The sequence below is a fragment of the Arthrobacter sp. Sr24 genome, from assembly GCF_054511175.1.
This window is the reverse complement of the sequence record NZ_JBTNDB010000009.1, coordinates 112,197-130,963: the sequence shown is the minus strand read 5'-3', so window position 1 is coordinate 130,963 and position 18,767 is coordinate 112,197. Positions and strand designations below refer to the sequence as shown.

The following is an 18,767-nucleotide window of genomic DNA, read 5'->3' as shown; positions in this document are numbered from 1 at the left end:
AAGAGGTAGGATGTCCTCATGACTACTGCGCCCTTCCGCCTTGCCCGTGTCCGCCCCGTCGATGCTGTTGCGGCGCCCTTGGCCGAGCAATTCTTTGTCCGCAATGATGCCGTCGACTTCGACAGCCCCGAAGGCCGCATCTGGCAGCTCGTCGAAACCCCTTTCCCGGCCTCCCCTGCGAACCAGAACAGTGCCGCCCGCGATGGCTGGACCCTGGGCGCAATTGTCATGCAAGATCAGTTCACGTTCCTGGCGCCCTGTGCCCCCGTCAATGTTTTTGGGATGGCTCACAACACCGGCGCCCCGGGCCGCGCGCTTCCTCCACAGGCCTTTCACAAGGCCGCTAGCTCCGTGGTTGGCCCGGACGATGCCATTGAGCTGAGCCCCACCGTTGGCTATGTTGATCCTGAAGCCGAGCTGACGATCGTGGTTGGCCGTGCGGCAAAGAACCTCACGTTGGAGACCGCACGCAGCGCCATCCTCGGCTTCACCATTGGCAACGACGTTTCCGCCCGCGACGCCCAGAAATCTGACGAACTCTGGATTAGCGCCAAGAGCCCGGACACCTTCACCCCGTTGGGCCCGTGGATTGTTGTGGGCCTGAAGGACGACGGCGTGGCCATCAGTATTGTGCACAACGGCACCGAGCTGGCACCCGCCTCAAGCGACGATCTGGGTTGGGGCGTGGATGAAATCTTGGTCTACTTGAGCAGCTTCATGACCCTGCAGCCCGGCGATGTGATCATGACCGGCTTCCCGGCAGAGTGCCGTCAGATCAACCCCGGCGATGAAGTTATCTGCCGGGTTGGCGGAATCGGCGAACTGCGCAACCCCGTGATTGCCGGGCTGTAATCACACTCTTTCCGCCCGATCCGAAGACCGTTTACTAGCAACACACTCTTGATAAGTTGGGCCTCGGTACTCTCAACTGACAAGATTCAGTAAGACATGGCAACCACAACACCCCAAGATCCTTTCCCCAGAGAGCCCGCCCCAACAGACAGCGGGGCTTTTGCTGTACTCCGAAACTGGTGGCGAGGCCACCCTGTCTTGGCCGCACAATTGCGAGGTTTTGGCCTGGTTGCCATTATTTGCACCGTTATCTCCATGACCATCTTCGCTGGACTTCGCCCCGTGACGGGCACACAGTGGGCAAACGTCATTTCCTTGATGCTGTGTTCTGTGCTGAATACTGAGCTCAACCGGCGCATGAGTTTTGGTATCAACAGCCGGCATATGTGGTGGCGAGACCACCGCCGTGGGCTGTGGGTGATGATGCTGGCTTTGGCCATGACCAGCGGTAGCTTGTTGCTGCTTCACAGGCTCGCGCCTGGCGCCTCAATTTGGGTGGAGCTGGCTGTGATTGTGCTCGGCAACGTGGCTTCCGCAGTAACGCGTTTTCTACTCCTGCGGTACTGGATTTTCCGGAGGGCTCGCCACGGCACGGTGTCAACCGAGAGCGATGCAACAAGCAATGCTGCAGCCGGCTCCGAGGGCGGCCTCGGCGATCAGGCCGATCTCCCCCACTAGCCGTTTACAGCCATTGCACCCGCGGATCCTTATGTGGTGTGTTCGTAGGTGAGGCAATCGGCGTTATCCGCCCCTGGCCCAACCTGTACCGCAGCGGCACCACACATGAGGTTTTCGTTGTGGGAACACTCCGAACGCTGGCAGGCCCCCACGGAGGCCAACACCTTAGGCAATCCACCATGAACGCCAATGTCGATGAAGGTGGCGCACTGGGCATGATCAGACTGTCCGCCGATCGTGATGCCGGCGGCACCGCAATGCGTGTGATCGTTGAAGGAGCAGTTGGAAACGGCGCATTCGGTGACTGGAACGGTGACGGTCATGGCGTCCTCCTTGATGCTAAAGCCAGCCCCAGTGGCTGGGTTACTGTCACCGTACGCCCAAAATCCACAAAGTAACTAGGGCGAATTTTTGTGCCGTAATTACTCGTGTAGTGGCACGTTCTTCGGGAACATGTTTGGATGAGAGAACTCTCATGTAGGCCTCATCTAACGGTCACCCTTCAGCGAAAGGATAGAACCATGCATATTCCACGGTTCATCCTGATCACTTTTGTAGCCCTCGTTTTTGGTGGAGCTTTGATAGCTACAGGGTTCCTCGTCTCCAACTCCGAACCCCAACTGGGCACCACGGTTGTGGTGACGCCTACGGGTATCCGGCCAGCCACAGCCACGCCGACACCGACCACCAGCACGGCTCCGCTCACTACGGCCGCACCAAGCGCAACGCCTACAGCGGCGCCCAGCACAGCGCCGGCCGCCCCACCGCCAGCATCCACCGCACCCGGTAGCGGCGCCGTGGTGGTCCCCGGCTGCGCGCCGCTCTCCGGCGACAGCGATGATGACGATGACTGCGACGATCTACACGGAGTCGATGATGACATCGACGATGCAGACGACTCAGACGACTCAGACGACTCAGACGACACAGACGACGATCTTGATGACAACTAAGCGCCCCCGCCGAACGTTCAGCGCTAGGGCCCGCATCATCGGCGCCATGGTGCTGCTCATTTCTGTGGCGTTTGCTGGTTCCATTGCGTTCTCAGCCCAGATATTGTCGGCTCGCACCGATGCCATGGTCGATGACCGGCTCACCCATGCAGCATCAAGTTTCCGCACCTTTGCCACGTCTCCCACCGGCCGCTCGCAATTCACCGCCAATGACCTACTGACTCGCTACCTGCAGTACACCGTGTCGGACCCGGCGGAAACCGCCTTCAGCATGGTCGACGGCGTCCCCACTCGACGCACGGCCGGTGAACCGCCGGTTCGGCTGGATACGGACCCGGAGTTTTTGGCGTTGGTATCTGGTCATACCGAACCTATCCACGGCCGGTATAAGACGCCAGGCGGGGAGGTCTCTTATGCCGTCATTCCCGTCACCGTCGATGGGGATCCCCTGCCCGGAGCCTTGGTCAGCGTTCAGTTCCGCGATGCCGTCGCCGCCCCGCTATTTTCTTCGCTAGGAATCTTCGCTCTGGCCGGGATTCTCGCGGTGATTGGCGCCGGAATTGCCAGCTGGCTCATTGCCGGACGTGTGCTGGCCCCCGTGCGGCTGGTCCGCGAGAAAGCCGAGTCCATCACCGAAGCCGACTTCCACGGACGCATCGAGGTGACTGGCCATGACGATGTCTCTGCCCTTGCCACCACTTTCAACGGAATGCTGGACCGGCTGGAAAGGGCTTTCGCCACCCAACAACAATTTGTTGACGACGCCGGCCACGAGCTCCGCACTCCCATCACCGTCATCCGCGGTCACCTGGAAATGATGAGCGAGGACCCTGCTGAGCGCGCAGATACCGTTGCCCTGGTCACCGACGAACTCGACCGGATGGCCCGGATCGTCAACGATCTGCTCCTGCTCGCCAAGGCCCAACAGCCCGACTTTGTTATCCCCCACGAACTTGAACTCATGGACCTCATCATGGACGCGCTGAGCAAAGCCAGCATGCTCGGACCACAGCAGTGGAGCATCGACGAACTCGCCGAGGGGCGCGCCATCGCCGACGGCCAACGCCTCACCCAGGCCCTCATGCAACTGGCATCCAACGCCGTGGCACACACGCCCGCCAGCGGCACCATTGCCTTTGGTTCGCAGATCGTGCCCACTTCAATCGTGCCCAGTTCACAGAACAATTCCATGGACGACGGCGGGACCCTCCTTGTGTGGGTCCGTGACACTGGGTCTGGGATCGCCGAAGAAGACCATGCAGGCATCTTCTCCCGCTTCCACCGCGGCACAGGCCCCAATCCAAAGTCCGGCGCCGGGTTGGGCCTGTCCATTGTGAAGTCGATTGCGCAGGCCCACGGCGGCAGCGTCACGGTTGCCAGCTCTCCCGGAGCAGGATCCATCTTTACCCTGCACCTTCCGGTGCCCATCATTCTCGAGAACGAATCGGTCGATGACGAGCTATACGCCGATACCCCGCAGAAAGGTACCCCATGAAACGGATCTTAATTGCTGAGGACGAGGCACGTATTGCCACATTTGTGCAAAAAGGCCTCAATGCCGAGGGCTTCGTGACCCAGGTGGTGGCCGATGGCCAGTCCGCCTATGACGAGGCCCGTTCTTATGTTCATGATCTGCTGATCTTGGACATTGGGCTGCCGGTCATGGACGGTTTGACCGTGCTGCGCCGGCTCCGTGAGGATCGGGTGGATATTCCGGTACTGATCCTTTCAGCGCGCAGTAGCGTCGAAGACAAGGTTGCCGGACTCGTGGGCGGAGCCGACGACTATCTGCCCAAACCCTTTGCCTTCGATGAACTATTGGCCCGTGTCAGGCTGCGCCTGCGCGGGCATGTACTGGAAGAGGCCACGGTGCTCACGGCTGGATCCCTCACTTTGGATCTGCGCACCCGCCGGGCCTTAGTAGATGGTGTCCCCAAGGATCTCAGCGCCCGCGAGTTTGCCCTGGCCGAGACCCTATTCCGGCACCGGGACCAAGTGCTCTCCCGCGAGCAGTTGCTCTCCCAAGTGTGGGGTTTTGACTTCGACCCTGGCTCAAACATTGTGGATGTGTACATTCGCTACCTCAGAAAGAAGTTCGGAGCCGAGCGGATTGAGACCATCCGTGGCATGGGGTACCGGCTCAAACTGGACTGAGTCCGGGGCCGAAAGTTCATGAGAGCCCTCTCATCTGGGTCTCCTTTTTCTCTCATAGTGGCCCGCAATAGTGGAGGTAAGACAACGAACCTTCACTCATTAGGAGCCATCATGTTCAACCTCTGGATTGCACTCGCAGCCAATATGGTCTGCATCAGCGTCTTGGTGTACGCCGTATATTTCCCCCGCTACCAGCGCCGTGATCTGGCTATTGCCTACGTGTGCCTGAACGTGGGCATCATGCTGGTCACCATGCTGATGTCCGGCAGCGGTGCCGGCATGGGCCTGGGGCTGGGACTGTTCGGGGTGCTCTCCATCATCCGGTTGCGGTCAGACACGCTGACGCAGGGCGAGATCGGCTACTACTTTGCCGCCTTGGTGCTGGGCCTGATGAACGGATTGCATCCGGACCCGGTGTGGCTGTCGCCGGTCCTCTCGGTGGCGCTGGTTGCGGTACTGTTTCTGGCCGACCACCCGCGCATCGCCCCTCGTACCCGCCGGCAGACTGTCACTTTGGACCGCGCCTACGCTCATGAGGGCGAACTCAGGAAGGCATTGGAGGTGTTGCTGGGCGGGAACGTCATGCGCATTGAAGTCATGGAGCTGGACACCGTCCGCGATCTGACCGTGGTGGACGTCCGCTACAAAGCTGCAACTACGCCAGCCACAACCACCACAGCAACCCAAACAACAACCCAAACAACAACCCAAACAGCAAGTGCAGCCCAGTGCAGCCCCGATATGGCTGGCGAGTTTTGGGCCAGCGCAGCCCAAGCCCCCGGGATTCAGTTTGATGGCAACAACTCCAACTTCCCGCAGTACCCTTCAGTGCAGCCCCGCCAGACACCGGCTAACCAAGCCACAGCCAACCCGATACCCGCCAATCAACTACAGAGCAACCAGGTAGGGAGTCGATCATGAGCTGCGCCGATGTTCTCGATACAGCGCTGGCGCGGCGTCAGCCGATCAGTCTTGCGGAAGTGAATGAGGAAGCAGCCCTGCAACGCCGTGTGGACAAGAAATTCTTGCTCACCCGAAGCCAACTGGCAACGTTATTAGAGCGGCTCGATGATGACTTTGCCGTCATGGAAATCGCCGATCGCCGGATCTTTGGGTACAGCTCCACCTACTTCGACACGCCTGGGCTGGACCAGTTCCGGGCACATAGGCAGGGCCGGCGCCACCGCTTCAAGGTGCGCACCCGCACGTATCTCGACTCCGGGTTGTGCATGTTTGAGGCCAAGCTGAAGGGGGCCCGCGGCGAAACCGACAAGCACCGCATCTCCTATCCACTAGAGCAAAGCACCATCATGAATGCCCAAGCGCAGGAATTTCTAGCCGGCTTGCTCGATTCCGAGTACGGGCTCCCTCTCCCCCAGCTCACCCCGGTCATGACCGTGGATTACCGCCGGGGGACCCTCGTCAACCGGAATAGCCGCGAACGGCTTACCTGCGATGTCCAGTTGGTTTGCCGCGATGGCCAACAAGACGTTGCTGGCCCGGACTTGGTAGTGGTGGAAACAAAGTCGGAGGACGGCCGGGGCGTGGCGGACAGGGTTTTGGCGCAGATGGGTATCCGGGACTTGAGTATGAGCAAGTACTGCGTTGGCATTGCCCTGTTGCACCCGCATCTTCCGGCCAACCGTTGGAACCGGGTTTTGCGGGAACGCTTCAGCTGGGATCGGGCGCCGGAAGCTTGGAATGGCCGGCACGCGCTGGCCGGCGCTATGCGTTCCTGAGAGTAAGTCCCGCCCGCAAAAGGATCCCCGTTCTCCAAAGCATCGGTGGGACCTGCGGCCAATAGTTGGGTTTTCCATGTCAGCGCTTACTCTATGACTTATGCATGTCGTAGTAAGTAGAGTCAGGGCCTTTGCCCGGGTGGTTCTTCCCCACCATCCGGCACAAGCAATAGCCACTGGTTTTGGGGTAGCCATCGCGCTCGGAACGTTGGTGCTGATGCTTCCCATCGCAAAGTCCGGCGCCGGAGGCGCTAATCTCCTCGAGGCCCTTTTCACCGCCACCTCCGCCGTCTGTGTGACGGGCCTGGCGATCGTTGACACACCCACCTACTGGACGCCGTTCGGGCAGGTGGTGATCCTGGCACTGATCCAGCTAGGCGGCCTAGGCATCATGTCCTTCGCTTCGCTACTCGGGGTGTTGATGGCCAAACGGTTGGGGCTGAAGTCACGCATTCAGGCCGCGGCAGAAACCAAGAGCACCGGCTTCGGCGATGTGCGCTCAGTACTGCTGGGCGTGCTGCGCATCACGGTGGTCACCGAACTAATCGTGGCCCTACTCCTGACCCTGCGCTTTGCTCTGGGGCTGGGCAACCCTTGGGGCCATTCCTTGTGGCTGGGGTTCTTCCACTCCATCTCCGCGTTCAACAATGCCGGCTTCGCACTCTTCAGCGACAACCTGATGGGTTTCGTGGGAGACCCGTGGATCTGCCTGCCGATCGCTGCAGCCGTCATCGTTGGCGGCATGGGCTTTCCGGTGCTGTTCGAACTCCGGCGCCAGTACCGGCGACCGTTGCACTGGACCATGAACACCAAACTGGTCATCTACGGGACGGTGGGTCTGCTGGCCGCAGGAACCGCGTTCATCTGCGCCCTAGAATGGTCCAACCCCAAGACTTTAGGTGTGCTTTCCTCGGCTGATAAGTTGCTGGCGGGGTTCTTCCAATCAGTTATCACCCGAACCGCAGGCTTCAATTCCGTGGACATCGGACAGATGGATCCGGCGACCTGGCTGGGCATGGACATCCTCATGTTCATTGGTGGCGGCCCGGCCGGCACCGCGGGCGGATTGAAGATCACCACCTTTGCCGTCCTCTTCTTCATCCTGTTGACCGAGGTCCAGGGCGGCACCGCCGTGAACATTTTCGGCAAAAGGCTCTCCCGTGCTGTTCACCGCCAAGCCATCACGATTGTGCTGCTGGCCGTGGCCCTCGTCATCGGATCCACCATGGTCCTGATGCTGATGACGGACTTTGGTCTGGACCGGCTGCTCTTTGAAACAACCTCAGCCTTCGCTACCGTAGGCCTATCCACCGGCATTACTGCCCAGCTGCCACCTGCCGGACAATTGATGCTGGTCTTCCTGATGTTCATCGGCCGGCTGGGTCCGGTCACTCTGGCCTCCGCACTAGCGTTGCGCGCCCGTCCCATGATGTACGAATTCCCGAAAGAAAGGCCACTCATTGGCTAAGCACCATCTGTTCACCCCCAAGTCCATGGAACATATTGCCGACGCCAACTCCGTGGTGGTCATCGGACTGGGACGCTTCGGCGGTGCACTGGCCCTGGAATTGGCATCCGCCGGGACCGAAGTGCTGGGAATTGATAACGACGAGGACATCGTCCAATCGTTCAATGGGCTCCTGACGCACGTGGTACGCGCCGATTCCACCAAGGAGGAGGTGCTGCGTCAGCTCTCCGTGCACGAATTCGATCGAGCCGTGGTGGGCATCGGCAGCGACCTCGAGGCCAGCATCCTGACCACCTCCGCCTTGTTGCGTTTCAACAAGCCCTCCATTTGGGCCAAAGCTGTCAGTGTCGCCCACGGCCAGATCTTGGAGCAGCTTGGGGTCGAGCATGTCATTCATCCCGAGCAGGACATGGGACGCCGGGTGGCACACTTGGTCCGTGGCGCCATGCTCGACTACGTTGAGTTCGAAGATGGCTTTGCGATGGTCAAAACCCGCCCGCCCAAGGAAGCAGTGAACAAGGCGCTCGGTGAAACAGGGATCAGGGCCCGTCACCACGTCACCATTGTGGCTGTGAAAAGGCATAACCAGGAATGGGACTACACCACCACACAAACCGTGCTCCGCGAGGACGACCAGATTATCGTCGCCGGTACCACCTCCGCCGCGGAACGCTTCGCAGCACTGCTCTGATCACATCACGTGAGTACATATCCCGGCTGTACGTATCCCGTCTGTACATTTCCGGTCTGTGGCGCTCAGCCCAGCCGCAGCATCCGCTCCACGGCGGCCGTCAATTCAGCGGCCGCCGTGTCCAGATCAGCAGGCGTAGCATCTGCTCCGAAACTAAAACGCAGCGCCGTCTGAGCCACAGTCCGTTCAATGCCCATGGCGCTCAGCACGGCCGATGGTTCATCTGATCCCGCCGCGCAGGCCGAACCCGATGAGCACACGATCCCCCGCCGTTCCAGCTCCAGCAACACCGATTCGCCACTGGTTCCCGGCAGACAAAATGAAGCAACATTCGGCAGCCGGCGTACTGGGTCGCCGGTTAACATCGCTGCCGGGACCGTCGCCAAGACTTGGTCAATGAAGGTGTCTCGCAATGCACTGACACGTTCGACGGCGGCACTCCGGCCCGCTTCTGCCATCACCAACGCGGTGGCTAGAGCTACCGCAAACGCCACATTTTCGGTGCCTGAGCGAGTGCCGCGCTCTTGTCCACCGCCGTGGATGAGCGCCTCGCAGCGAGTGCCACTCTTCAGAAACAACAGGCCAACACCCTTGGGCGCTCCGACCTTATGGCCAGAAATGCTCAAAGCTGTCACGCCCAGGGCGTGAACATCGAGCGGCAACCAGCCCGCAGCTTGAACGGCGTCGCTGTGCAGCGGCACGCCCGCCGCCGCAGCGATAGCAGCCAACGCGGGGATGTCCTGAATCGTGCCCACCTCATTGTTGGCGTACATGATGGAAGCTACGGCAACCCCCGCCGATTCATCCGCGGCCGATTCATGAGTGCCGGCAAGCATCGCAGCGAATACCTCAGGGTTCACCAGCCCCTGTTCATCGACCGGCACCGTCACGACAATAAAACCGTGGACGCGACGTAAAAAGTCTGCCGATTCCACAATGGCCGGATGCTCTATGGCACTGATGAGTACCCGGTTCAACCGGGGGTCCTGTGCGCGGCGGGCCAGCGCAATGCCCTTCAAGGCGAGGTTATCGGCCTCGGTCCCCCCGGAGGTAAAGGTGAGCTCTTCAGCATGGCAGCTCAACGCCGTCGCACATTTTTCACGCGCCTTTTCCAGAGCCGTAGCGGCCAAATCCCCCAGCTCGTGGTGGCTGGACGGATTGCCGAACTGGTTGGTCAAGTACGGGAACATCGCCTCGATGACCTCTCGCCGAACCGGCGTGGTGGCGGCCGCGTCGAGGAAGATCACAGCAGTTCCGCGGGAGCTTTCGGCTCCGCGGTATCCGTGAGCTCCACGGCCTCCGATAGTTCCACGGCAATGTCCAGGCCCAGATCCAGCGCCCGGACGCTGTGGGTCAGGGCGCCGACGGAGATGATGTCGACCCCCGTGCGCGCGATGCCGGCGATGGTGGAGAGGTTCACGTTGCCGCTGGCCTCCACCAGCGCGCGGCCGTTGATCAGCGCAACGCTTTGAAGAAGTTCTTCGTTGCTGAAGTTATCCAGCATGATGGTGTCCACGCCGGCGGCCAGCACGGGTTCGATTTGCTCGATCGCATCCACTTCCACCTCGAAGTGCACGGTGTGCGGGAGCTGGGCACGCACGCCTGCGAGCGCCGCGGTCAGCTTCCCCAAATCGCCGCCGGTCAGCACGGCCAGGTGATTGTCCTTGGCCAGCACGGCGTCCGAGAGCGAGAAGCGATGATTGTGCCCGCCCCCGCAGCGCACGGCATAGCGCTCCAAGATGCGCAGGCCGGGAGTGGTTTTGCGCGTATCGGTAACTCGGGCTTTGTTGCCGGCGATCAGCGCCGCGTAGTCGGCGGTCTGGGTGGCGATGGCGCTCATCCGTTGCGTCAGGTTCAGCGCGATCCGCTCCCCCGTCAGCACTGCCCGCGCCAGCCCGGTGACGGACATGAGGCGCTCGCCTGTTGCGAAGCGGGTGCCGTCGGCCACCAACTGCTCAACCTCTGCCGCAGGATCCTGCATAGTCATGGCGGCACGGACTACCTCGCCCCCGGAGAAGATGCCCGGCTCCCGCGCCACCAGCCATGCAGTGGCCCGCGCATCAGCTGGCAGCAGCGTCGCGGAGGTGATGTCCCCGTAGGGCGCATCCTCGGCAAAGGCGCGTTGGAGAATCTCGGCTACTGCCGTGTGTGGCAGCTGCGGCAGCGAGATGTCATTGAGGGCAGTTTCAGTCAAGACAGGCACGACGGCGTTCATACTATTTCGCTTTCACGCTGGAGTTCGATGGTGGTCAAGTGGGCGTCGAGGTTCACCCAGTGGTTGGAGTCCCGGGACGCTGGGCCCTGCGGAATATCAGGTCCCTGCGGGAAGTCACTGCGGTAATGCGCACCGACAGAGTTCTCCCGGGCCAGTGCTGCATGGACCAGGAGCCCGGCTACAAGCTGCAAGTTCTGGTCCTCTAGTTGCTGGCGCAGAGTAAAGGTCTCTGACACAGAATGTCCCTCGCTGTGTGGTTCGGTCTCGCTGTGGAGTGCGGTGTCATTCTGCAGTGCGTTCGCAACGTGCCGCTGCCCGCTGGCATCCCGCACCACGGCCGCATGCTGCCCCATCAGATGGCGCAACGTCTCCCGGCCCAACCCAGCAGGGTGGTTCCGGAATCCCTCAAGGGCTGTCACGGCGTCGTTCTTGACGGGCGGGACGTTCTGGTCCGGAGATGCATGCTGGTCCAGTGAGGTGAAGTCAGCGACAGCTCGGCGGCTGAAAACTAGACCCTCAAGCAACGAGTTGGAGGCTAAACGATTGGCGCCGTGGACGCCGGTGCAGGCCACTTCCCCCGCGGCGTAGAGTCCGGCGATGGAAGTGCGTCCGTGCAGATCGGTACTCACACCACCCATCCAGTAGTGCGCTGCCGGGGCCACGGGCAACCAGTCGCGGCGCCAGTCGAAGCCGAGCGTGGCGGTGGCGGAGTCGATCGTGGGAAACCGGCGGGCCAGGTATCCGGCGCCATTGGTCTCCTCGATGCCGCTGGCATCCAAGAAGACGTGGGCGGGGCCTTCGGGCTCACCTGCAATCCGAGCGTTCTCCGCGGGAGTTTGCAGATGAGCGGCGATGCTTCGAGAGAGAACATCACGCGGGGCAAGGTCCCCTTCTGGGTGGTAGCGCGTCATGAAGGCCTCGCCTGTAGCGTCACGCAGCACGGCTCCCGCGCCGCGCACGGCCTCGGAAATGAGGAAGTTCTGCCCGATTGCGAGCGCCGTGGGGTGAAACTGGAAGTATTCAAGATCGGCCAGCACGGCACCGGCGCGCCAGGCGAGGGCTACGCCGTCGCCCGTGGCAACGTGCGGGTTGGTGGTGAATTCAAACAGCTGACCGGCACCCCCGGTAGCGAGCAGGACGGCGTCGGCGGCCAGGCTCTGGCGTTCGTTAGTTGAGTCTAGGTAGGCGATGCCGGCGATGGTCGCACGTGGCGGGGTCCCGGCGTCGTGCGCGTCAGTGTCAATGTCAGAGCCAGAAGAGTCGGAAGCGTCAGCAGCGAGGAGCTCTGTCGCGAAGCTATTCTCCAGAAGCGTGATGAGGCCTAGTTCGGCCTGCTCGCAAATGGCGGCGATCAGACCGTTGGCGATGGCGGCCCCCGTAGCGTCGCCGCCTGCGTGCAGGATCCGGGCGGCAGAGTGGGCTCCCTCCAATCCCAGTGAACGGTGTCCGCTAGCGTCTCGGTCAAAGCGCACGCCGAACCGCTCAAGGGCAGCGATATCGGCGGCTGCCTCGGTACACAGGATGCGCACGGCGGCAGGATCGCACTGGCCTGCGCCGGCTTTGAGGGTATCGGTAATGTGCGCCTCCACAGAGTCGCCCGGGGCAGCCTCACCCTCAGCGAGCACGGCACAAATGCCACCCTGAGCTTGATGAGTGTTGCTTTGCGCCAGCGTTCCCTTGGTCAGGAGGGTGACTCGCGATCCTGCCTCGGCGGCGAGCAACGCACCATAAAGCCCGGCAATGCCGCTGCCCACAACCACCAGATGCGAGTTACTCATGCGCGTGCGTCACTCTTGGGTTGCGTCGTCTTTGGGTGTGGCTTAGCGGCGAGCATCCGTTCCAGGGCAATGCGGGCGTTGACGGCGGTAGCCTCAGGCACGGTGATTTGGTTGCGGACCTCGCCTGCAACCAGCCCTTCAAGCACCCAAGCCAGGTACCCGGGGTGGATGCGGTACATGGTGGAGCACGGGCAGATGACCGGATCAAGGCAGAAGATGGTGTGCTGCGGGTATTGTGCCGCGAGCCGGTTGACCATGTTGATTTCGGTGCCGATGGCGAAGGTGGTTCCGTCGGGGGCAGCCTGGATGGCCTTGAGGATGTAATCGGTGGACCCAGCTTCATCGGCTGCGTCCACAACCTCCATGGGGCACTCCGGGTGGACAATCACACGCACGCCCGGGAAATCGATGCGAGCCTGCTCAATTTGCCCGGTGGTGAAACGCTTGTGAACCGAGCAAAAGCCTTGCCACAACACCACTTTGGCGTTGTCCATGATCTCGGAGCTATTCCCGCCCAGTGGCAGGCGCGGATTCCACAACGGCATCTCTTCCAGCGGGACGCCCATGGCCTTGGCCGTGTTGCGGCCCAGGTGCTGGTCGGGGAAGAACAGCACACGTTGGCCGCGTTCGAACGCCCACTCCAGCACGGTCGACGCATTCGAGGACGTGCAGACAATGCCCCCGTGCTCCCCGCAGAATGCCTTCAGTGCGGCAGATGAGTTCATGTACGTCACCGGGATTACGGGTACACGGCCCTCGGCGTCGGGCTCGGTGCCGTAGTGCTCTTCCAGTTCCGCCCAGCAGGCCTCAACCGAGGGCAGATCAGCCATGTCCGCCATGGAACAGCCAGCCGCAAGGTTCGGCAAGATCACGCTCTGCTGCGAGCCAGAGAGCATATCGGCCGTCTCGGCCATGAAGTGCACGCCACAGAACACGATGGCTTCAGCCTCAGTGCGCGTTTTGGCTGCGTTGGCGAGTTGGAAGGAGTCGCCCACGAAGTCGGCGAATTGCACCACTTCATCCCGCTGGTAAAAATGCCCAAGCACAACGACGCGTTCCCCAAGTTCTGCTTTGGCGGCGAGAATGCGGGTCTCAAGTTCGGCGTCGGAGGCGTCCTTGTATTCCTGCGGCAACTGGCCTTGGACTGGGGTAGCAGCTGGGGCTTTGTCCTCATTGGAGGCGCCGGGACCGTAACCGGGGGTGCCAGCGAGCGCCTCGGCGAGATCGAATTCCCACGGGCCTTTGGCAAGATCGTCGTCGCAGCTTTCCTGCGCACGGCCGGGCAAGCCGGAGCGCTGCGCATGAAGCTGTGCCGTTTCGGCTTGCTCGCGGGTGATGAGCTGAAGGGTGGTGTTCACGGATGTCATGGCTTGCTCCAAGAGTGTGCGGCAAAGAGAGAATGGGGTTTGGGTGGGCTGGGGCGGTTACAGATCAGGCCAGGTTAGCTAGCTGGCAATGAAAGACTGGACGGAGTAGGCCTTAAAGGACCGACGTCGCTGGATGAACTATCCATTCCGGTGTAGCGGTAGAGGCGCGGCGGCCTGTGCTTGCCGCCTTGTTGGAATTCTTCGGTGGGCTCAATGAGTGCTGTCTGTTTGAGCTGCCGGCGGAAGTTGGCTGGATCCAAAGTGCGGTTCAGAACCGCCTCGTAGACCTCACGCACCTGAGCCAGCGTGAACTTTTCACCGAGCAAATGGTAGGCAATGGAGCCGTATTCCATCTTGTTACGCAAGCGCCACAACGCGTAGGCCACAATCTCGTTGTGATCGAAGGCCAGCTCTTCCAAACCGTCGGCACGGAACCACCGCACGTTTTCGGATTCCTGCGCCAGCTCGGCTTCGGTGGGCTGTACCAGCGCCCAATACACAATCGAGACCACGCGCTGGCTCGGAGAACGGTGCAGGCCTCCGAAGGCGTAAAGCTGTTCGAGGTAGCTTGGCGCCAACCCTGTGGTGTCTTGAAGGTTGCGGGCTGCGGCATCCTGCAGGGAATCCGCTTGTGTCAGGGGCCCGCCCGGCAGAGCCCATAAGCCCTTGAACGGTTCCCGAATGCGCCGAACAAGCGGCAACCACAAGGTGGGTCGCCCACTCTTCTCACTGGGACGCAGGGCAAAAATCACAGTGGAAATTGCCAAGGCAGGTGGCTGCACCAAGCGTTCACTGACGTTTGCGGCGGCCATAAATTGGGTCCGTTCCATGCCTTGCACCCCACCTTCTGTTGGCCAGCCTGTGTACCAGCTTTAGTTAGAGTCACTTTGACTACATCTGATTCTACGACGCTTTGCAGCCTTGGAACAAATTCCCCGGACTGCAGCCACGTTACAGAGACCGCTCTGGCTAGACTGCAGCGCGCACTTCAACGTGAATTCCAGAGATGGCACCACCTCCCCACTTTGGCCAGCTGATCGCATGGTGGATAATGCTTGACGGGGCATCTGCTCTCCCTGCCCGCTTCTTCCACGCATTCACCACGCATTCACCACGTTTTTCCCACGTTTTCCCGGGTAAAAGTTTCCCCGCACGGCACGAGCACGGCACACAGCCGCCGGTTCCACTAACGAAGGCCAACCTTTTCATGATCCAGCCATCTGCCTCCACCGCGGCTACTCCGGCCAAGTCCGGTCTAAGCACCTCGCTCAAGCAGCGCCAACTCACCATGATGGGATTGGGCTCTGCCATTGGTGCTGGCCTGTTCCTAGGCTCCGGCGAGGGAATCATGAAGGCCGGCCCCGCCGTCCTGATTTCCTACCTGGTAGCTGGAACGTTGATCATTTTAGTCATGTGGGCTTTGGGTGAAATGGCGGCTGCCAACCCGAACTCCGGAGCCTTCTCCGTCTACGCCGAAAAGGCCATGGGCAAAGTTGCCGGGGCCACTGTGGGTTGGCTCTGGTGGCTGCAATTGGTGGTGGTGATCGCCGCTGAAGCTCTGGGCGCTGCGCAACTACTGGTCACCGTGTGGCCGGTCATTCCGGCATGGGCTCTGACCCTGATCTTCATGGTCCTCTTTACTGCTATCAATCTGAGCAGCGTGAAGAACTATGGCGAATTTGAGTTCTGGTTTTCGCTGCTGAAGGTTACCGCGATCGTCCTGTTCCTTGCTTTCGGCGCAGCCCTGCTATTGGGCCTCATCCCCGGAGCCACCTCGCCAGGATTAGGCAACCTCCTCGACAACGGCGGCTTTGCACCCACGGGCATGGCCGGAATCGCCGCCGCCCTGTTCATTGTGATCTTTGCCTTTGGCGGCACCGAGATCGTCGCTGTTGCAGCCGCAGAAACCACCAACCCCTCACGCAGCGTTGCCGTCGCCGTCCGCACGGTGGTCTGGCGCATTCTGGTGTTCTATGTAGGCTCCATTTTCATCATCGCGGCCGTACTACCGTGGACCAGCGAGGCCTTGAACTCACCATTTGCCGGGGTCTTGAACTACGCCGGACTGCCCTGGGCTGGAACCGCCATCACCCTGGTTGCCGTCGCAGCGCTCCTTTCAGCACTGAACGCTAACCTCTACGGCGCCTCGCGCATGATCTACTCATTGGCCGACCGCGGCGAAGCCCCCCGCGTGTTCAACGGCACCAACAAACTCTCTGTTCCGGTCGCTGCGGTGGCGATCTCCGTAGCATTCGGCTTTGTCACCGTCCTGTGGGAAATGTTCTACCCCGACACCGTTCTGGTAATCCTGCTGAATTTGGTGGGCTCCACGTGCCTGGTGGTCTGGGGTTCTGCGCTGCTCTCACAGTTCATCCTGCGCCGCCGAGCCGACAAGGACGGCACGGCGCTCCCCTTGCGCATGCGTGGATTCCCGTACCTGACCTTGGCCGGGCTGGTGTTATTGCTGGCCATCTTCGCGGTGGGCTTTAGCGATCCCGCCAGCCGAAACCAACTACTGGGCACCTTCAGCTTGGTTGCCGTGATTGCCCTCCTGAGCTGGCTCGCTCCCCGCTACCGGAAGCAGCGGGACGCAGCGCGCAAGTAACACTGCCGCTGTAGGCCCATTTAGCACGGCAGTCCACCTTTGTTTTCGCTATGGTTGACGTACGACGGCGGCACGGCCCGCCGCGGGAAAGGTTCACCCCCATGTCTTCCCCAGGTAAGCACGCTGCTACGGTCACCACACACAGCATTGAAGGCGCCCAAGCCGGGCTCAACGTGGTAGTTTTCGACACCGAGAATCCGGCGCCGTTGCCGCCCGTCTTTTTGATTCATGGGTTTGCCTCCTCCGTGGACCTGAATTGGGTCAAGACCGGCTGGGTCAAGGCGCTGACACGGGCCGGGCGTAAGGTCATCAGCGTTGATTTACCTGGCCACGGCCGCAGTTCAGCCCCGTACGATCTGGACTCCTACACCCCCGGGAAGATCCGCGCTGACCTCCTCCAAATCCTCATTGATGCCGGCATCCACCCGCTCAAGGACAGCGATCCCACTAGCGGTGTGGACATGATTGGCTATTCGTTGGGCGCCCGTCTGGCTTGGGAATTTGGCGCTACGCAACCGGAGCTGGTGCGAAAAATGGTGTTGGGCGGACCTAACCCGGAAGATCCGCTGGCAGATTTTGATTTGAAAGCGGCCCAGAACTTCCTCAATGATGGAACCCCCATTGCCGATGCCTCCACCGCTTGGCTACTGAACATGGCTCAGGTGGTCCCCTCCAACGACATCTTCGCGTTGCTTGCGCTGATTCAGGCCGTAAAGATGGAGCCCTTCGACCCAACGGATGCTGTTCCGCGGATGCCGATCCTGCTCGTCGCGGGCAGTTTAGATGAACGGGCACGCACCATGAACCGGCTCGCAGAACTTAGCGGCACTGCACAACAAGTGGTTGTCGAAGGCCGCACCCACAACAACACGGTGACCTCACGTGAATTCAAGGACGCGGCGCTCAGTTTTCTCAGCGACTGAATTCTCGGGGGCTAAATCTCTCATGCGCTGAGCCCCTCAACCCCAGGACCTCAATTCGGTGGGGCAAGGGGGCTCAGTTCACCGGGCGGCGGCGTAGCACCACGGTCGAGACTAGTCCGAGGATAAATAGTGCGCTGGCTGCGGCGACCGGAACTAAGAACGCCGCGGAATAGCCCACGTTTTGGGCCAGGGAACCGGACACTGCCGAGCCCAGTGCCGTCCCAGCGACGATTCCGCTGGAAAGGGCTGTCATGACGGTGCCCATCCATTGTTGCGGGGCGACCACGCTGCCTACACTGAAAATCGAGACCATCACCGGTCCCACGGGTAGACCCACCAACAGCAGCACCCAGACCATCTGGCCTAGCGAGGACGGCAATAAAAATGCTGCGGAACCGGCCGACATCATTCCAGCCGCTAGTACCCAACGCCAGGCATAGGTAAATTTTTTCGACCAGTAGGCCACTGACAACGCCGTCAGGGCTGAGCTGGAACCCATGATCGCGTACATGAGTCCCGCTTGATCCACTGAACCATAGACTCCGGTAAAGGCTGTTAAAGAGGTCTGCGCCGAACCAAAAAAGGTGCCCATGAAAAGCATCCCAGTAACGGGAAGTGCCACCAACAGCCAGTTGGGTTTCTCCTTGGTTACATAGCCGGCATTGCCCACAGTGCTGCTGGCCGCCATGCGGGGACCCACCGACTCCACCGTGGGATGCACGGCGAATAGGGTGACAAGGACAGCTGTCATCAGGGCCGCCAAAACCAGCGGCAACCACGGCGCAAGCAGCGATGCCAACAACCCCACTAGGGCCGGGCCCAGCACAAACGTCACCTCATCGGCGGTGCCTTCCAGCGAGAGCGCTGTGTCTACGGCGGGGCCGCGCTCCTTGACTGGAAGTTTCTTGCTCAAGGCCATCCACCGCACACGGGAAAGTGGCCCCACTTGGGGAGAGGTACTTCCAGCCAGTAGTGCCGCGCCCAAGACGATCAGGGTGGTGGTGTCTGCTAGTGTCGCTCCGTCCCGTGGCAGCAACCAATACGCTAGCAACACCACAGCACCCACCAGCAGTGCATTGACCACGGCGGCAACGACCAGTACTTGTTTCTGTCCCAGGCGATCTGCCAAATAGCCAATCACCGGGGCTCCCACGGCGGCACCCAACCCAATGCTTCCGGCAGCAAAACCGCCAATGGCATAGGAATTGCTCACATCGGTAACCATGGTCAAAACGCCTATGGTCAGCATGGCCAGCGGTACCCGGGCAAAAAGACCCAGCGGAATATAGCTGCCGCCCGCTAAGCGGGGCAGCACTGAATAGCGTCCACCTTTGGGTTCAGGGG

General features: G+C 61.1%; 18 protein-coding genes. 11 read left to right on the top strand and 7 right to left on the bottom strand.

The genetic code is table 11. The features are described from left to right. The first annotated feature begins 18 nt into the window (after positions 1–18). Both ACX80D_RS08605 and ACX80D_RS08600 read left to right on the top strand, forming a co-directional pair. On the top strand, positions 19–852 hold the full coding sequence (locus ACX80D_RS08605; RefSeq protein WP_459322241.1) for a fumarylacetoacetate hydrolase family protein: 834 nt from the start codon (positions 19–21) through the stop codon (positions 850–852). 96 nt (positions 853–948) lie between these two features. Then, entirely contained in the window at positions 949–1,530 is a 582-nt protein-coding gene (locus ACX80D_RS08600) for a GtrA family protein (RefSeq protein ID WP_459322240.1), read from the top strand. Between the two features lie 29 nt (positions 1,531–1,559). On the opposite strand, the gene ACX80D_RS08595 is transcribed toward ACX80D_RS08600, so the two are convergent. Then, positions 1,560–1,853: a DUF1540 domain-containing protein gene (locus ACX80D_RS08595; RefSeq protein ID WP_459322239.1), complete on the bottom strand. Its 294-nt coding sequence runs from the start codon at positions 1,851–1,853 to the stop codon at positions 1,560–1,562. A 198-nt stretch (positions 1,854–2,051) separates the two neighbouring features. On the opposite strand from ACX80D_RS08595, the gene ACX80D_RS08590 reads away from it, so the two are divergent. The 7 genes from ACX80D_RS08590 (at position 2,052) to ACX80D_RS08560 (ending at position 8,535) form a co-directional block, all read left to right on the top strand. Next, positions 2,052–2,483, top strand: a complete 432-nt coding sequence (locus tag ACX80D_RS08590) for a hypothetical protein (protein ID WP_459322238.1) — start codon at positions 2,052–2,054, stop codon at positions 2,481–2,483. Continuing rightward, complete coding sequence (locus tag ACX80D_RS08585) at positions 2,473–3,978, top strand: sensor histidine kinase (protein WP_459322255.1); 1,506 nt, start codon at positions 2,473–2,475, stop codon at positions 3,976–3,978. Before ACX80D_RS08590 ends, ACX80D_RS08585 begins: the two co-directional genes overlap by 11 nt. Continuing rightward, complete coding sequence (locus ACX80D_RS08580; RefSeq protein ID WP_459322237.1) at positions 3,975–4,637, top strand: response regulator transcription factor; 663 nt, start codon at positions 3,975–3,977, stop codon at positions 4,635–4,637. The genes ACX80D_RS08585 and ACX80D_RS08580 overlap by 4 nt, the downstream gene beginning before the upstream one ends. Positions 4,638–4,748: 111 nt before the next feature. Continuing rightward, positions 4,749–5,558, top strand: coding sequence for a DUF4956 domain-containing protein (locus tag ACX80D_RS08575; RefSeq protein WP_459322236.1), 810 nt, complete (start codon positions 4,749–4,751; stop codon positions 5,556–5,558). Next, entirely contained in the window at positions 5,555–6,376 is an 822-nt protein-coding gene (locus tag ACX80D_RS08570) for a polyphosphate polymerase domain-containing protein (RefSeq protein ID WP_459322235.1), read from the top strand. The genes ACX80D_RS08575 and ACX80D_RS08570 overlap by 4 nt, the downstream gene beginning before the upstream one ends. 100 nt (positions 6,377–6,476) lie before the next feature. Then, positions 6,477–7,844, top strand: coding sequence for a TrkH family potassium uptake protein (locus ACX80D_RS08565; RefSeq protein WP_459322234.1), 1,368 nt, complete (start codon positions 6,477–6,479; stop codon positions 7,842–7,844). Continuing rightward, positions 7,837–8,535 carry a potassium channel family protein gene (locus ACX80D_RS08560; protein ID WP_459322233.1) on the top strand — a complete coding sequence of 233 codons (699 nt, stop codon included), beginning with the start codon at positions 7,837–7,839 and terminating at the stop codon, positions 8,533–8,535. The genes ACX80D_RS08565 and ACX80D_RS08560 overlap by 8 nt, the downstream gene beginning before the upstream one ends. Before the next feature lie 65 nt (positions 8,536–8,600). Here ACX80D_RS08560 and ACX80D_RS08555 read toward each other — a convergent pair whose 3' ends face one another. The 5 genes from ACX80D_RS08555 to ACX80D_RS08535 form a co-directional block, all read right to left on the bottom strand. After that, a complete protein-coding gene (locus ACX80D_RS08555; protein ID WP_459322232.1) occupies positions 8,601–9,782 on the bottom strand; it encodes a cysteine desulfurase family protein in 1,182 nt (393 codons plus the stop codon). Beyond that, entirely contained in the window at positions 9,779–10,750 is a 972-nt protein-coding gene (nadC, locus tag ACX80D_RS08550) for a carboxylating nicotinate-nucleotide diphosphorylase (protein WP_459322231.1), read from the bottom strand. Before nadC ends, ACX80D_RS08555 begins: the two co-directional genes overlap by 4 nt. After that, on the bottom strand, positions 10,747–12,528 hold the full coding sequence (gene nadB, locus ACX80D_RS08545) for an L-aspartate oxidase (protein WP_459322230.1): 1,782 nt from the start codon (positions 12,526–12,528) through the stop codon (positions 10,747–10,749). The genes nadC and nadB overlap by 4 nt, the downstream gene beginning before the upstream one ends. Continuing rightward, on the bottom strand, positions 12,525–13,895 hold the full coding sequence (nadA, locus tag ACX80D_RS08540) for a quinolinate synthase NadA (RefSeq protein WP_459322229.1): 1,371 nt from the start codon (positions 13,893–13,895) through the stop codon (positions 12,525–12,527). Before nadA ends, nadB begins: the two co-directional genes overlap by 4 nt. A gap of 74 nt (positions 13,896–13,969) precedes the next feature. Then, complete coding sequence (locus ACX80D_RS08535) at positions 13,970–14,725, bottom strand: NUDIX hydrolase (RefSeq protein WP_459322228.1); 756 nt, start codon at positions 14,723–14,725, stop codon at positions 13,970–13,972. Positions 14,726–15,102: 377 nt separating this feature from the next. Here ACX80D_RS08535 and ACX80D_RS08530 point away from each other — a divergent pair, with 377 nt between their 5' ends. After that, positions 15,103–16,500 (top strand): amino acid permease, encoded by a 1,398-nt coding sequence (locus tag ACX80D_RS08530; protein ID WP_459322227.1) that lies wholly within the window; start codon positions 15,103–15,105, stop codon positions 16,498–16,500. Between the two features lie 101 nt (positions 16,501–16,601). Then, on the top strand, positions 16,602–17,423 hold the full coding sequence (locus ACX80D_RS08525) for an alpha/beta fold hydrolase (RefSeq protein WP_459322226.1): 822 nt from the start codon (positions 16,602–16,604) through the stop codon (positions 17,421–17,423). 73 nt (positions 17,424–17,496) lie between these two features. Here ACX80D_RS08525 and ACX80D_RS08520 read toward each other — a convergent pair whose 3' ends face one another. Continuing rightward, positions 17,497–18,738: an MFS transporter gene (locus ACX80D_RS08520; RefSeq protein WP_459322224.1), complete on the bottom strand. Its 1,242-nt coding sequence runs from the start codon at positions 18,736–18,738 to the stop codon at positions 17,497–17,499. Positions 18,739–18,767: the final 29 nt, after the last annotated feature.

Bases quoted from the DNA above. Each gene is read 5' to 3' on its own strand.
- ACX80D_RS08605 (WP_459322241.1), top strand. From the start codon at position 19: ATGACTACTGCGCCCTTCCGCCTTGCCCGTGTCCGCCCCGTCGATGCT.
- ACX80D_RS08600 (WP_459322240.1), top strand. From the start codon at position 949: ATGGCAACCACAACACCCCAAGATCCTTTCCCCAGAGAGCCCGCCCCA.
- ACX80D_RS08595 (WP_459322239.1), bottom strand. From the start codon at position 1,853: ATGACCGTCACCGTTCCAGTCACCGAATGCGCCGTTTCCAACTGCTCC.
- ACX80D_RS08590 (WP_459322238.1), top strand. From the start codon at position 2,052: ATGCATATTCCACGGTTCATCCTGATCACTTTTGTAGCCCTCGTTTTT.
- ACX80D_RS08585 (WP_459322255.1), top strand. From the start codon at position 2,473: ATGACAACTAAGCGCCCCCGCCGAACGTTCAGCGCTAGGGCCCGCATC.
- ACX80D_RS08580 (WP_459322237.1), top strand. From the start codon at position 3,975: ATGAAACGGATCTTAATTGCTGAGGACGAGGCACGTATTGCCACATTT.
- ACX80D_RS08575 (WP_459322236.1), top strand. From the start codon at position 4,749: ATGTTCAACCTCTGGATTGCACTCGCAGCCAATATGGTCTGCATCAGC.
- ACX80D_RS08570 (WP_459322235.1), top strand. From the start codon at position 5,555: ATGAGCTGCGCCGATGTTCTCGATACAGCGCTGGCGCGGCGTCAGCCG.
- ACX80D_RS08565 (WP_459322234.1), top strand. From the start codon at position 6,477: ATGCATGTCGTAGTAAGTAGAGTCAGGGCCTTTGCCCGGGTGGTTCTT.
- nadC (WP_459322231.1), bottom strand. From the start codon at position 10,750: ATGAACGCCGTCGTGCCTGTCTTGACTGAAACTGCCCTCAATGACATC.
- nadB (WP_459322230.1), bottom strand. From the start codon at position 12,528: ATGAGTAACTCGCATCTGGTGGTTGTGGGCAGCGGCATTGCCGGGCTT.
- nadA (WP_459322229.1), bottom strand. From the start codon at position 13,895: ATGACATCCGTGAACACCACCCTTCAGCTCATCACCCGCGAGCAAGCC.
- ACX80D_RS08535 (WP_459322228.1), bottom strand. From the start codon at position 14,725: ATGGAACGGACCCAATTTATGGCCGCCGCAAACGTCAGTGAACGCTTG.
- ACX80D_RS08530 (WP_459322227.1), top strand. From the start codon at position 15,103: ATGATCCAGCCATCTGCCTCCACCGCGGCTACTCCGGCCAAGTCCGGT.
- ACX80D_RS08525 (WP_459322226.1), top strand. From the start codon at position 16,602: ATGTCTTCCCCAGGTAAGCACGCTGCTACGGTCACCACACACAGCATT.